Here is a 13576-nt window from a genome sequence, read left to right as displayed (position 1 = left end):
ACCTGGTGCCCGCCCAGCCTCGACGGCGCAAGGTGACCGTCACTTCACCGTTCGGGGGAGGTGAGGCAGAGGCCGAACCGATCCCCGGACGGAACGCCTCGGGAGGCTGCTGGCCACCCGGAGTGGGTGGCCCCTGTCCGCGCGCCACCGGATACCTGGCGCGCCACGCACGTAGTGTCGGAAATTCTGCTGCACAGGGAGTGGTCATGGGTCTGGCGGACGCCTCGGCTCGGGCACCGGATGGCGGGTGGTGCCCCTGGCTGCCTGACGCGGCCCGCGAGTTCGCACTGACGACCGTTCTGATCTTCTGCGTGGTCACCGGGGTCCGGTGGTTGGTGGCGCCCGACTCAGCGGTGGCAGTCGGCGACGCAGCTGCGGCCGCCGCTGCCAACGGCCTGCTGGTGGGGCTGGTGCTGGTGGTGCTCATCACCTCCCCGCCCGGGCGTCGCTCCGGCGCCCATCTCAACCCGGCCATCAGCGTGGCGCTCTGGCTGATGGGAGCATTTCCCGGACGCATGGTGACACCGTACGTATGTGCCCAGCTCGCCGGGTCGGTGGCGGGAACAGCACTTGGGCGGCTGGTGTGGGGGTCCGTGCTCTCCCGGCTGCCGGTGAACTATGCGGCGGTGCGCCCGAGGGCCTCATGGAGCACCTTGGTGCTCGCGGGCACGGAGTGCGGCTGCCTGCTGATCGTGGTGCTGACGGTGGGCTTCTTCCTGGCGCATACGGCTCTGAGCCGCTGGCTGCCTTACATCGTCGGAGCCCTGACGGCATCCATCGTCACCGTCCTGAGTCGGTACAGCGGCGCCTCGGCGAACCCCTCGCGCCAGTTCGGCCCGGCACTGCTCGCCGGGGAGACCCGATTGCTGTGGGTCTATCTGCTCGCGCCCCTGCTGGGTGCGGTGCTCGGTGCCGGCGTGCACCGGCTGTTCCAGCACTGCCTCCACATTCGGCGGCCCGAGGGCTATCGACTGTGCGGCCAAGACAAGGCCGGTGCCTGAGCGAGTCAACGGGCAGCGGCCTTATCAGGGCATCGCCGGCGCCGGACCGCTGCCGGCGCTGCCCGTGCCGGTCACCGATCTGAGGCAGATCGCCCGCCTCGACATACGACGACACGAACGCCTCGGCTGTGAGTGTGGGCCAGTCGGCCGACGTGGTCCTGTGCCTCACCCGCCCCACCGAGCGTAGTCAGACCCGCCCCCGGCGCGTGTTCCGGCGCCATGGCCCGTCCACCGCAACGCGGCTTCCGTCCTTGTCGCCGCCGACGAAGACGCGGCCCTGCCCCTGTGTGCATGCTGCTCCCGCGCCTCGTGCCCCGCGCTCCCGGCGGAGATGACATGGGCGGGGCGCCCCCGAGAGACACGACATCCTGGAAGGGGTCAGCGCCATGAAGGAGACCACGACGACGGTCGGCGGTCCGCCCAGCGGGCACAACGGGGCCCAGACCGGTCCCGAGGAGGTGCGGCGCGCCATGGCCGAGGCGTTCACGGCGGCCGGATCCGCGGGGTTCGTCCACGCCGTCGACATCGACAGCGGTGTGCAGTTCGAGTACGGGGCGGACGACCCGGTGCTCCTGGCCAGTGTCTGCAAGATCCCGGTCCTCGTGGAGCTCCACGCCCGGGCCGACGAGGGCACGATCGACCTGAGCAGCCGGATGCTCCTCCCGCAGGCAGGCCGGTCGCCCGGTCCGACCGGGTTGTCGGTCATGGTCGACCCGGTCGAGGTCTCGCTGCGCGACCTGGCCTACTGGATGATCAGCGTGAGTGACAACGCCGCGACCGACGTCCTGTGCGAGCTGCTCGGCATCGACGCCGTCAACGCCCGGATGGCGGGGCTGGGCTTGAAGGAGGTGCGTCTGGAGGGAACCTGCAAGGACATCTACGACGCGTTCGACGAAGTACTGGGCGGCGCCGATGTCACCGAGCTCAGTGCTGCGGAGATCGAGCGGCTGCGGGGCTCCCGCGCGCTGGACATCCCGTCCGGCACCCGCGGGACGGCCCGCTCGCTGACCGCCCTGCTCTCGATGATCTGGCAGGACCAGGCGGCGTCGGCCGAGTCCTGTGCGGCGATGCGCCGCATCCTCGGGCTGCAGGTCTGGCCGCACCGGCTGCGCAGCGGCTTCCCGGACGACTCGGTGACCGTCGCGGGCAAGACCGGCACCCTGCCGTTCGTCCGCAACGAGGTCGGCGTGGTGGAGTACCGGGACGGCGGCCGGTACGCGGTCGCCGTGTTCACCCGCCCCGATTCGTCGGCGTACGCGAACCCGCCGGCCGACGCCGTGATCGGCACCGTGGCCCGCATCGCCGTCGACCACCTTCGCGGCTCGCAGTCGACCGGCTGACATCCCGACACCTCGCGCGACAGCCGGCCCCGCCCGGGGCCGGCTGCCGGCGGTGGGGGCCCGGGGCGAGGCCCCCGGCTCGTGAGACCTATCGCAGGGAGTCCAGGGTCACCCAGTGGCTCGAGACCGTGACCTCCTCCAGAACGTCCGGCAGGATCTCGACGCCGAACCCCGGTGCGTCGGGCACCTCCAGGTGCCCGGCGGACAGGACGAAGGGGGCGGTGATGTCCTGGGCGTAGAACCGCGCGGACGCCGAGGTGTCCCCGGGCAGGACGAAGCCGGGAAGAGCGGCCAGCGCCACGTTGGCGGCCCTGCCGATCCCGGTCTCGAGCATGCCCCCGCACCACACCGGGGCCCCCATCGCGGCACAGACGTCGTGGATGCGCCGGGCCTCCAGGTAGCCGCCGACCCGGCCGGGCTTGATGTTGACGATCGAACAGGCCCCGGAGGTCAGTGCGTCGGCCGCGGCACGCGCCGAGGTGATCGACTCGTCCAGGCAGACGGGCGTGCGGATCCGCTTGGCCAATTCGGCGTGGCCGCGCACGTCGTCCTCGGCCAGCGGCTGCTCGACCAGCAGCAGACCGAACGGGTCCAGTCGGGCGAGCAGCGGTGCATCGGCGAGGGTGTACGCGGTGTTGGCGTCGACCTGGAGCAGCAGTTCGTCGCCGAAGCGCTCGCGTACGGCCCGGACGGGCTCCACGTCCCAGCCGGGCTGGATCTTCAGTTTGATGCGCAGATAGCCCTCGTGCAGGTACCCGGCCACCGCGTCCAGCAACCGGTCGACCGAGTCCATGATCCCGACGGAGACACCGGCCGGGACCCTGTCGTGCACCGCACCCAGGTAGCGGGCGAAGGGCACTCGGGCGGCCCGCAGTTCGGCGTCGAGCACCGCCATCTCCAGGGCCGCCTTCGCCATGCGGTGTTCCTTGACCGGCGCGAGCAGCGGGGCGACGTGCGCGGCCGTCACCTCCGGAGCCGCGGCGAGCCGGGGCAGCAGGAAGCGCCTGACGACGTGCTCGGCACCGTCGAGGTACTCCGCCGAGTACAGCGGGTCGCTCATCGCCACGCACTCGCCCCAGCCCTCCGCCTCGGGGGTGGCGATGCGCAGGAGCAGCACCTCGCGGGCGTGCTGGGTGCCGAACGACGTGCGGAACGGCTCGACGAGCGGCAGCCGTATGCGCCGCAGTTCGCATCCGGTGATCTTCACGAGGGGTTCCTCCGGGTGAGTAGGTAGTGCCCGGACCGGGTGCAGGTCCGGATCGCGTAGCCCTCGGCGAGGGCGCCGGTCAGGGCCGTGCGCAGGGCGAGCCGCCACGCGGTGGCGCGGGCCGGGTCCTCGCGGCGTACGGCCTCGATGTCCGGGGGTATCCAGACCAGCTGGGCCTCCGCGCCGGTCGGGTGCGACTCGGGGCCGCCGTCCGCGCCCTGCGCCAGCCGCGGCTCGGCACCAGCGGCGGCACCGGGCTCCGCGGGGCGGCGGCTCGGCACGCCGTCGAGGCGTTCGACGACGTGGGGGGCGAGCAGCGGCCAGGTGAGGTGGAGCCGGTCGCTGTGCTGGCCCGCGTTGATGCCGTCGGTCATGTCGCCGTAGAAGTCGGTCAGGTACTCGGTCGCCCGGGCACCGAGCTTGACCAGGTTGAAGTGGGCGTTGCGCCGTACCAGCGGGTCGAAGGTCCAGGTGACGCTCTCGATCCCGCGGCGGACGGCCCAGTCGCGCTGGTGGAGTTTGAGCGCGAAGCCGATGCTGCGCCCCTGGGCGCCGGCCCGGACGCCGCTGATGTGGGAGTGCAGCGTCGGCCGGTCGCGCAGACCGAGGAAGCCGACGGACGCGCCGAGCAGTTCCTCGCCCTCGAAGGCGCCCACCACGTAGTTGCCCGCGTGGGCGAGTGCCCGCATGAGGTCGGAGTTGAGCGGGGGGCGGTCCGGGACGGTGTTCCAGACGTCCGCGAACAGGCGGGCCGCGCTTCTCAGCGCGGGGAGGCCGGTGAGTTCTCGCACGTCGACTCCGGCACGGGCCTGGGCGGCCGCCGCGGCGGCCGCCGCCCGGTACCGCGCGTCGCTTGCGGCGCCCGTGAGGGGGGCTGAGGGTGAAGTAGCCACCCCCTCACTCTGTTCGCATCCGCCGGCGAGTGCTTCGTCGCGGCAGATCAATCCCGGCCGGGGACTTGGTGCGCGTCGACCACGTGGCGGCCTTCGTCGGCGGCCGTCGCCGCTCGGCCCTCCCCGACCGTCAGCCGCAGCTGCAGCCAGAGCACGAGGCGTTGGTCCGCGTCCCCCAGGTCCACGCCGAACAGCTCGCCGACCCGGCGGACGCGGTACCGGAAGGTGTTCTGGTGGATGTGCAGGCGGTCCGCCGCGACCGTGGTGTCGCCGAAGGCGTCGAGGTAGGCCAGGAGGGTCTCGGCGTACCGGGTGCCCTTCTCGGCGTCGTGGCGCAGCATGGCGGTGACCGAGGCGAGCCGGATCCGCGGGTTGCCGGCGACGGTCTCCCGGAGCTCCTGCAGGATCGCCTGGCAGCGCACGTCCTCGATGGAGGCGACACGGGCACCGCGTGGCCCGGTGGCGAGCACGGCCAGCACCCGGTCCGCCTCCTGACGGGAACGCGGCACGTCCGCGAAGTCGGCCACCGTGGATCCGATGCCGGCTCGCAGCCGGGTCTGCAGCGACTCCTCGCAGCGGCTGACGACGGTCTCGGCCAGTGCCGCCACCCGGGTCCGGGGCATGTCCTCCGGAAGCGGGAGCAAGGCGTACACGACCGGGCCGTCGACGACACAGGAGGCGGCGGAGGCCAGTGTCTCCGCGCAGGCCGTCACCAGGTCCGCGACCTGCAGCCCGAGGACGCCGACCGGGGTGCCGGACGCGGAGGGCAGTTCGAAGGCGAGCACGGTCATCAGGCCGGAGTCGATGCCGAGTCTGGCCGCGGAGGGGGGCCGGCCGGCGAGCAGGGAGCGGAGCAGTTCGCCGCGGGCCCGGCGCTCCAGCTCCGTGGCGCGGCGCAACCTGAGCAGGTGGAGCGCCGCCACCCCGGCGGCGTCGGCCAGTGCCTGCTCCGCCTCGGGTCCCAGCGGGATGCCGGACTCCACCGCCCAGAGGGAGCCGAGCAGCTCGGTACCGGCGCGGACCGCCACGGCGATGCGGGGCAGCGGCGCGGCGTCGCCGATCCGGATGACGCCGGGGGCGCGCCACAACCGCCGGTAGATCCGCTGGTAGTTGTCGTCCCGGGGCACCTGCCGCCCGAGGATGGTGTCGCGCCGCGGGTCGTCGATCGGCTGTCCGGGAAGGTTGGAGTAGGCGAGAACCCGCTGCTGGGGGTCCTCCACGGTGATGGCCCCGCCCACCATCGCCGCCACGGCGTTGGCCAGACCGAACAGGTCGCCGACCGCGCCGGCCGAGGGGAGACCCGGCCCGTCCTGTCCGGCGTTGCCCGCGGCGGCGGTGAGCAGCGCGTCGACGTGCCGCCAGGGAATGACGTCGGCGACGGCGAGCACGGCGACGCCCGCGGCGGTGGCGGCCTGGACCAGCGGGCCGGTGTCGGCCCCGCGGGTCTTGAGGGCGATGGCCGCGACGCGTGCCCGGCCCAGGGCCGGCAGGGCGTCGAGGAGCGCCTCGGCGTCGGGACGCATCCCCACGGCCAGCAGCATCGCCCCCGCGCGGGCCGGCCCCTCGTCCTCGGTGACGTCCAGGACGGTGTGCTCGGTCACCGGGATGTCGCAACCCGCTGGTGCGGTCAGCAGGCGGGCGGCGGAGGTCCCGAGCAGGCCGAGGATCCGTGCCAGGGAGGGGTGTGCGCCATGGTTCGTCACGTTCGGTCCTTCCAAAGCCCATACGGTCGCACGCCCGGCCCGGCACGGGTATGTGCGGGGCCACATGGCCGCCGGGCGGGATTGGTCGCGGAGGACGAGGTGGGGGTGGTCGACGGCGGCGAGACTGCCGTCGCAGGCAACCACAGTGGGGAGAGATGGCGTGTACGACCTGAAGTTGTGCGGGGGCACCGTCCACGACGGCCTGGGATCCCGCGGAGTGCGGGCGGACGTCGCGGTGACGGGCGACCGGGTGGTGGCGGTCGGCCGCGGTCTGGGTCCCGCCCGGCGGGTGATCGACGTCGCTGGGCTGGTGGTCGCGCCGGGGTTCATCGACCCTCACAGCCACTCGGACCTGGTCCCGATGATGTCCGAGCCGCAGCCTTTCAAGCTGTTCCAGGGCGTGACGACCGAGATCGCCGGCAACTGCGGCTACTCCCCGGCCCCGATGGACGACGCGGCCGCGGGGGAGGCCCGGGCCCTGTTCGGCGACCTGGCGGCCGGCACAACGTACCGGGCGCGTTCCTTCGCCGCGTACCTCGACGACATCGAGGCCGCCGGTCCGACCAACCACATGGCCGTACTGGTCGGCCACCACACACTCCGGCTGACGGCCAACGGGATGCACCGGCGGCTGGCGCCGGGGGCGCTGGAGGCCATGTGCGCGCTGGCCGGCGAGGCGTTCGCGGCGGGTGCCGCCGGTCTGTCCAGCGGGCTCATCTACACCCCGGGTGCCTATGCCGACGTCGAGGAACTGGTGGCGCTCGGCAAGGTCGCCCACCGTTGGGGGCGCCCGTACGCTACCCACATGCGGGACGAGAGCGACGCCCTGGAGGACGCCCTCGACGAGGCGATCGAGATCGGCCGGCGGGCACGGATCCCGGTGCAGATCTCGCACTGCAAGGCGGCCGGCCGGCCCAACCATGGCAAGTCCGCGGTGCTGCTGGAGAAGCTGCGCGCGGCGCGGGCGGCGGGGGTGGACGTCCGCGGCGACCAGTATCCCTATCTGGCCGGCGGCACCATGCTGCACGCCCTGCTGCCGCCCGAGGCGCTCGCCGGCGGCGCCGAGGCGCTGCTGGCACGGATGGCCGATCCGGCCGAGCGTGCCCGGCTCCGTGCCAGGGCCGAGGATCCGGCGCAGGCGGTGGCGGCGGGGCTGTGGCGCCAGGTGTCACCCGCCGACGTGCTGATCAACCGTCACCGGGACGCCCGAACCGTCGGCCGGACCCTGGCGGGGATCAGCGGCGCGGACGACGCGTGGGAGGTGCTGTGCTCCCTGATCACGGCCGATGTGAACGCGATGATCGTGCCGACCATGATGGCCGAGTCCGACCTGCGCGCGATCATGGCCGATCCGCTGGTCGGCATCGGTTCGGACAACGGCATGCCCACCGGACTCGACCATCCCCGCACCTGGGGCTGCTTCCCGCGGTTCCTGGGCCGCTACGTACGGGAGGAGAAGGTGGTCGACTGGCCGGAGGCGGTCCGCAAGGCGACTTCGGCGAGCGCCGCCCAGTTCGGCCTCGCCGGGCGCGGCTGGGTGGGGCCGGGCGCCGTCGCCGACCTGTGTGTCCTCGACCCGGAGACGGTCGGCCACGAGGGTACCTACGCGGTGCCCGACGTCAGGCCGACGGGCATCCCGTACGTGGTGCTCGCCGGAGAGGTCGTGGTGGACTGCGGGGAGTTCACCGGCGGGCGGCGGGGCCGCGTGCTGCGCGCGGGCCACGGCGAGCGGGCCGCCGGGAAGGCGGTGGCGCGGTGAGGCGCGCCTCGCTGCTCGCCGAGGCCGCCGCGCACGCGCCGCGGATGCGTGCCGAACTGGCCGCGCTGGTGGAGCGGGAGTCGTACTCCTCGGACCTGCCGGCGCTGCACTCGTGTGCGGACCTGGTCGCGGAGCTCGGCACCCAGGCGATGGGGAGCCCGCCCCGGCGCCTGGAGTCGGCGGGCCGGCCCCACCTGCTGTGGCCGGGATCGGGCACCGGCGATGTGCTGGTGCTCGGCCACTTCGACACGGTGTGGCCGACCGGCACACTGGCCCGCTGGCCGTTCGAGGTGGACGGCGAGCTGGCGACCGGCCCCGGTGTCTTCGACATGAAGGCCGGCATCGTGCAGCTCTTCGCGGCCCTGCGGCTGCTGCCCTCGACCGAGGGCGTCGCGGTCCTGCTCACCAGCGACGAGGAGCTCGGCTCCCCGTCCTCGAGGGCGCTGATCGAGGACACCGCCCGCGGCTGCCGGGCGGTGCTGGTGCCGGAACCGAGCGCGGACGGGGCGCTGAAGACCGCGCGCAAGGGCATCGGCACCTACCGGCTGGACGTCGGCGGACGCGCGGCGCACGCGGGACTGGAGCCGCACAAGGGCGTCAACGCCACCGTGGAGGTCGCCCGCCAGGTGCTGCGCATCGCCGCGCTGGGCGACTGCGCGGAGGGCACCAGCGTGACCCCGACGGTGCTGTCGGGCGGGTCCTCGATGAACACGGTTCCCGAGCACGCCTCGGTGCGGGTGGACGTGCGGGCATGGTCGGCGGCCGAGCTGGAGCGGGTGGACGCCGCCCTGCGCGCGCTGGAGCCCGTGGCCGCCGGTGCCCGACTGGAACTGGACGGGGGCATCAACCGGTACGCGCTGGAGTCCGCGTACTCGGCGCACCTGTTCGCCTCGGCGGTGCGGGAGGCCCGGGCGCTGGGACTGGGACCGCTGCGCGGAGCGGCGGTCGGCGGCGGCTCGGACGGCAACCTCACCGCCGGGCTCGGGGTGCCCACCCTGGACGGCCTCGGCGCGGTGGGCGACCATGCGCACGCGCCGGGAGAGTACGCCGACCTGTCCGCGATGCCGCAACGGGCGGCGCTCCTGGCGGCGTTGATCGGCCGGCTGCTCGGCACCGGCCGGGGGACCGGCCGGTAGGGCCCGAGGGCCGGCCCCTGCCGGACCGCGGCCGCCCTGCCGCCGGACCCGCACCCGGGTCCGGCGGCAGGGCGCTTCGTGTGTTCAGCCGGTCTTGGGCGTGGCGCGGGCACCGAGGTGGACGTAGCGGGAGCCGTCGCCCAGGGTGTACAGGACGACGGGTGTCCACGCGGTGAAGTCCTGCTCCCGCGTGACGAAGAGGCCGGCCTGTGGGTCGACGGCGGTCAGCGGCATCCGGTGCGGCGGTTCCTCGAGGCCGGGCAGCCCTTCGGTGAAGTTCAGGGTGAGTTCCGGCGTGCCGTCCTCGCGCGGGGCGAGGTCCAGGCGTACGCCGTGGCGCTCGTAGACCCCGTACCAGTCCGCGAGATCCACCGCGACGGGCTCCGCGGGCGGCTGCGGCGGCTCGGGCATGCGCAGCCCGGCGATCTCGGGGAGTATCTCGTTCGCGACCGCCTGGAAGAGCTCCCGGGTGCGTCCGCCGTTGGTGAGCAGGACCAGAACGGCCTCCTGGTCGGGGAGGACGCGCAGGAAGGCGCTCTGGCCGACGGTGCCGCCGTCGTGGCCGTACAGGCTCCGGCCCTCCCAGGTCGGCAGGAACCAGCCCAGGCCCCAGTGGCCGGCGACGGTCCAGCGGTCCGGCACCGCCACCTGGGGCTCGCGCATCGCCTGCGCGGAGGCGGCGGACAGCACCCGGGTGCCGTCCGCGGCGAGGCCGTCGGCGAGGTGCATGCGGGCGAAGGCGACCAGGTCCCCGGCGGTGGCGACCACGGCACCCGCCGGTCCGGCCGAGCGCGGGACGCCCCAGCGTGGGGCAGGTCGTGGCCAGTCGCCGGCTCCGCCCTCCGGCACCGGCAGGTGCCCCATCGCCGCCCGGAAGCGCAGCACGTCCTCGGGCAGGGTGAAGGTGTGTTCCAGGCCCACAGGTGTGAGGAGCCGCTCGCGCAGGGCGGTGTCCCAGACCTTGCCGGTGAGCACCTCCACGACCCGGCCCGCGACGGCGAATCCGGTGTTGCAGTACGACTGGGTGGCGCCGATGGGGTGCGACTGGCCCAGCAACGCGCACCGGGCGGTGAACCGCTCCAGCACGTCGTCCCCGCGGCCGGTGTCGGTGAACACGTCGCCCTGGATGCCGCTGGTGTGGGTGAGCAGGTGGCGCATGGTCACCGAGGCGGTCACATCAAGGTCGGCCACCCGGAACTCCGGCAGTACCTTCACCACCGGATCGTCGAGGTCGAGCAGCCCCTCGTCGACCAGCTGCATCACCAGGGTGGTGGTCAGGGTCTTGGTGATGGAACCGACCTGGAACAGCGAGTCGGTGGTGGCCTCCACCCCGGTGCCGCGGTGGAGCACACCCGCCGCCGAGTGAACGGTCCGGCCGTCCGCGTGCACGGCCAGCGAGGCCCCGGGTACGCGGTACTCCCGGGCGAGCTCTTCGAGCCGTCGCCCCAGTTGTGCCTGGTCCAGTGTCAAGGGTGCTCCTTCGTCGCGGTCTCGTCATCGGTGGCGGCCACCGCGGCGAGCGGGGTGCGCCCGCCGCCCGACGGGCCGTCGGGTTCTTCCGCCCTCCGGGGGCCGACCGGGGCCGAGCCGTTCGCCACGGGGCCGCCGGTCGCCAGCGGTTCGCCGGCGAAGTGACAGGCGGCCCGGTGGGGCCGCTGGTCCGCGCCGGACTGCGGGTCCAGGGTCAGACACACCGAACGGGAGGCGTCGGCGCGCGGCCCCACGGGGCAGCGGGGGTGGAACCGGCAGCCCGTCGGGGGGTGGTGGGGGTCGGGGGCGTCCAGGTCGCCCGCCGGTGCGTCGATCTCGCGCCAGGAGCGGCCGAGTCGCGGCACCGCTGCCAGCAGGGCCCTGGTGTACGGATGGCGGGGCTCGGCGAGCAACTCCTCGGTGGGTGCGGCCTCCACGATGCGGCCCAGGTACATCACGGCGATGACGTCACTGACGTACCGGACCACCTCGAGGTTGTGCGAGATGAACAGCAGCGAGGTGCCGGAGCGGGCCTGGATGTCGCGGACCAGGTTGAGCACCGCGCCCTGCACCGAGACATCGAGGGCGCTGGTGATCTCGTCCGCGACGATGACGTCGGGGCGCACCGCGAGCGCCCGCGCGAGGGCCACCCGCTGCCGCTGGCCGCCCGACAGGCGTCCCGGGAGCGCGCCCGCGTGCTCGGGGGACAGCGCGACCAGATCCAGCAGCCGGCCGGTCTCCCGGCCGCGCTGCTCACGTGTCAGGCGCGCGCCCGGGCGGGTCCGCAGCGCCTCGTCCAGGGTCCCGCCGACGGTCATCCGCGGGTTGAGCGAGGCGTACGGGTCCTGGAAGACCATCTGGATCCGTCGGCGGGCGGCCGCGTCCGATGCGATGTCCCGGCCGTCCAGCAGGACCCGGCCCGCGGTGACGGGGGCGAGTCCGACGACGGCGCGGGCCAGGGTCGACTTGCCCGAGCCCGACTCTCCCACCAGGCTGACGATCCTGCCCGGGGGCACGGTGAGGCTCACCCCGTCGACCGCTGTCATGGCCCGGCGTCCCCGCCCGAACCGCACGGTCAGGCCTTCGATCCGCAATCCGGTCATGCCTGCTCCGTCGTGGTGGTCTCGGTCTCGGTACGGTCGGCCGGGAGCGGGGGCCGCGGGTGCCAGCAGGCGATCCGCCGGCCGTCCCGGATCTCCAGCGGCGGCTGCTCCCCGCGGCACCTGTCCGAGGCGAACCGGCAGCGCGGTGCGAAGGCGCAGCCCGCCGGCCGCTCGACGGGCTGCGGGGGCCGGCCGGCAATGGTGGCCAGCGGCCGGTCCCGGTCGCTGCCCATGTGGGGCACGGCGGCCAGGAGCGCCTCCGTGTACGGATGGGCGGGGCCCGCGAGCAGGGTGTCGGTGTCGGTGTCCTCGACGATCCGGCCGGCGTACATCACCACCACCCGCCGGCACAGGGAGGTGACGACCGAGATGTCGTGGGAGATCATCAGGATCGCCGCTCCGGTGTCCTCGTTGATCCGGCCCAGGAGCCGCACGATCTGCTCCTGGACAGTCACGTCGAGCGCGGTGGTCGGCTCGTCGGCGATGATCAGTTCGGGTTTCCCCATCAGGCCCATGGCGATCATGGCGCGCTGCCGCATACCGCCGGAGAGCTCGTGCGGGTACTGGCCCATCCTGATGGCCGGGCTGGGGACACGTACCTGGCGCAGCCGGTCCTGCGCGAGCCGCACGGCCGCCGCGCGCGGCAGGCCGAGGTGGACCTCGCTGGCCTCGGTGAGCTGGCGGCCCATCCGCAGTGCGGGGTTGAAGGAGCTCAGCGGGTCCTGGAAGACCACCGCGGTCGTCGAGCCCAGCAGCCTGCGCCGCTCGGACGTGCGCAGGGTTGCGGGGTCCCGCCCGGCGATCTCCATCCGGCCGGCGGTGACCCTGCCCGGCTCCGGGACGAGCCCCGCGATCGCCATGGCCGTCAGCGTCTTGCCGCTGCCCGACTCCCCGACGATGCCGACCGTTTCGCCGCGCCGGACGTCCAGGGTGACCCCCAGGACGGTGTGCAGCGGCCCGGACGGGCCGGGAAAGACGACGTCGAGATCGTGTACGCGCAGGGCGTACGCGGCGGCGTCGGCCACGGGCCCGCCGGTCTCCCGTCCGGCCGTCGCGGCCCGCGCCGGGCCCGCCGCAGTACGGCGCGTTGCCCCGCGGGACACGCGACGGCCGATGGTTTGGGCACCGGCGGCCGGTTCGGCGCGGACGAGAGCGGCCGCGGTCTCGCCGAGGGCGTTGAAGACCAGCCCGGCGACGACGATGGCGACGCCGGGCGCGAGAGCCGCGGCGGGGGCGGTGTAGATGCGGTTGAGGTTCTCGCTGAGCAGGCGGCCCCAGTCGTAGTCGGGCGGCTGGACCCCCAGTCCCAGAAAACTCAGCGCCGACAGGGCGACGAGCATGCCGCCGACCTGCAGGGTGGTGGTGACGATCAGCGGTTCGGCGATGTTGGGCAGGACGTGACGAAGCGTCAGGCGTGACCGCCGTACGCCGAGGATCCGTGCGGCGCAGACGTAGTCCGAGCCCGACACGGACGAGGCGAGGGTGTAGGTCAGGCGGGCGTACGGAGGGGCGGTGGCCACGCCGAGGGCCAGCACCGCCCCCTTCGCTCCGACGCCCACCACGGTCGCCACGGAGAGCGCCAGCAGCAGCGCCGGGAAGGCGATCGCGGTGTTCATCACCGACTCCCACGCCCGGCGGCCCCGGCGGCCGAGGACGGTGGGGAACGCACCGAGCAGCACCCCGGTCACCGAGCCCAGGAGGGTCGCCAGCACCGCGAGAACCAGGGAGAGACGGCTCGCCGACAGGACCCGGGCGAGCATGTCCCGGCCCAGGGCGTCGGTGCCGAGCAGATGCTGCGCGGAGGGTCCCTGCTGGGCCGCGGCCACGTCCAGGTGCGCGGCGTCGGCGCCCCAGACGACCGGGCCGAGCACGGCCAGAAGGACCAGGAGGAGCAGGCCGAGGGCGCCCGCCATTCCGGTGGGACCGATCCGGGGGACGGGCCGGCTGCCTTGCTTGGTCACCGT

At 73.9% G+C, this 13576-nt stretch carries 10 protein-coding genes; 4 read left to right on the top strand and 6 right to left on the bottom strand.

Annotated elements, in window-relative coordinates; translation table 11 throughout:
- Nucleotides 1-206: 206 nt before the first annotated feature.
- Entirely contained in the window at nt 207-1001 is a 795-nt protein-coding gene (locus AB0F62_RS26395) for an aquaporin (RefSeq protein WP_361803987.1), read from the top strand.
- Nucleotides 1002-1471: 470 nt separating this feature from the next.
- Nucleotides 1472-2341, top strand: coding sequence for a serine hydrolase (locus AB0F62_RS26390; RefSeq protein ID WP_361804041.1), 870 nt, complete (start codon nt 1472-1474; stop codon nt 2339-2341).
- Nucleotides 2342-2429: 88 nt separating this feature from the next.
- Here the strand turns inward: AB0F62_RS26390 and menC are convergent, their stop codons facing one another.
- The 3 genes from menC to AB0F62_RS26375 are packed head-to-tail and all read right to left on the bottom strand — an operon-like array spanning nt 2430 to nt 6144.
- Nucleotides 2430-3548 carry an o-succinylbenzoate synthase gene (gene menC, locus AB0F62_RS26385; protein ID WP_361803984.1) on the bottom strand — a complete coding sequence of 373 codons (1119 nt, stop codon included), beginning with the start codon at nt 3546-3548 and terminating at the stop codon, nt 2430-2432.
- Nucleotides 3545-4441, bottom strand: coding sequence for a GNAT family N-acetyltransferase (locus tag AB0F62_RS26380; protein WP_361803981.1), 897 nt, complete (start codon nt 4439-4441; stop codon nt 3545-3547). Before AB0F62_RS26380 ends, menC begins: the two co-directional genes overlap by 4 nt.
- Before the next feature lie 47 nt (nt 4442-4488).
- The gene (locus AB0F62_RS26375; protein ID WP_361803978.1) at nt 4489-6144 is read right to left on the bottom strand and encodes a helix-turn-helix domain-containing protein; all 1656 of its coding nucleotides are present in this window, start codon (nt 6142-6144) and stop codon (nt 4489-4491) included.
- Nucleotides 6145-6304: 160 nt separating this feature from the next.
- Here AB0F62_RS26375 and AB0F62_RS26370 point away from each other — a divergent pair, with 160 nt between their 5' ends.
- Nucleotides 6305-7903, top strand: coding sequence for an amidohydrolase family protein (locus tag AB0F62_RS26370; RefSeq protein WP_361803975.1), 1599 nt, complete (start codon nt 6305-6307; stop codon nt 7901-7903).
- Nucleotides 7900-9039, top strand: a complete 1140-nt coding sequence (locus AB0F62_RS26365; protein WP_361803972.1) for a M20 family metallopeptidase — start codon at nt 7900-7902, stop codon at nt 9037-9039. Before AB0F62_RS26370 ends, AB0F62_RS26365 begins: the two co-directional genes overlap by 4 nt.
- Nucleotides 9040-9123: 84 nt before the next feature.
- Here AB0F62_RS26365 and AB0F62_RS26360 read toward each other — a convergent pair whose 3' ends face one another.
- The 3 genes from AB0F62_RS26360 to AB0F62_RS26350 are packed head-to-tail and all read right to left on the bottom strand — an operon-like array spanning nt 9124 to nt 13573.
- Nucleotides 9124-10509, bottom strand: a complete 1386-nt coding sequence (locus tag AB0F62_RS26360) for a serine hydrolase domain-containing protein (protein ID WP_361803969.1) — start codon at nt 10507-10509, stop codon at nt 9124-9126.
- Entirely contained in the window at nt 10506-11612 is a 1107-nt protein-coding gene (locus AB0F62_RS26355) for an ABC transporter ATP-binding protein (RefSeq protein WP_361803966.1), read from the bottom strand. The genes AB0F62_RS26360 and AB0F62_RS26355 overlap by 4 nt, the downstream gene beginning before the upstream one ends.
- Complete coding sequence (locus AB0F62_RS26350) at nt 11609-13573, bottom strand: dipeptide/oligopeptide/nickel ABC transporter permease/ATP-binding protein (RefSeq protein WP_361803963.1); 1965 nt, start codon at nt 13571-13573, stop codon at nt 11609-11611. The genes AB0F62_RS26355 and AB0F62_RS26350 overlap by 4 nt, the downstream gene beginning before the upstream one ends.
- Nucleotides 13574-13576: the final 3 nt, after the last annotated feature.

The organism is Streptomyces sp. NPDC026673, assembly GCF_040638135.1.
Taxonomy (GTDB): Bacteria; Actinomycetota; Actinomycetes; order Streptomycetales; family Streptomycetaceae; genus Actinacidiphila.
Note: the sequence above shows the minus strand (reverse complement) of the source record. Positions and strands in the feature narration are given on the sequence as shown.

Bases quoted from the DNA above. Each gene is read 5' to 3' on its own strand.
- AB0F62_RS26390 (WP_361804041.1), top strand. From the start codon at position 1,472: ATGGCCGAGGCGTTCACGGCGGCCGGATCCGCGGGGTTCGTCCACGCC.
- AB0F62_RS26355 (WP_361803966.1), bottom strand. From the start codon at position 11,612: ATGACCGGATTGCGGATCGAAGGCCTGACCGTGCGGTTCGGGCGGGGA.
- AB0F62_RS26395 (WP_361803987.1), top strand. From the start codon at position 207: ATGGGTCTGGCGGACGCCTCGGCTCGGGCACCGGATGGCGGGTGGTGC.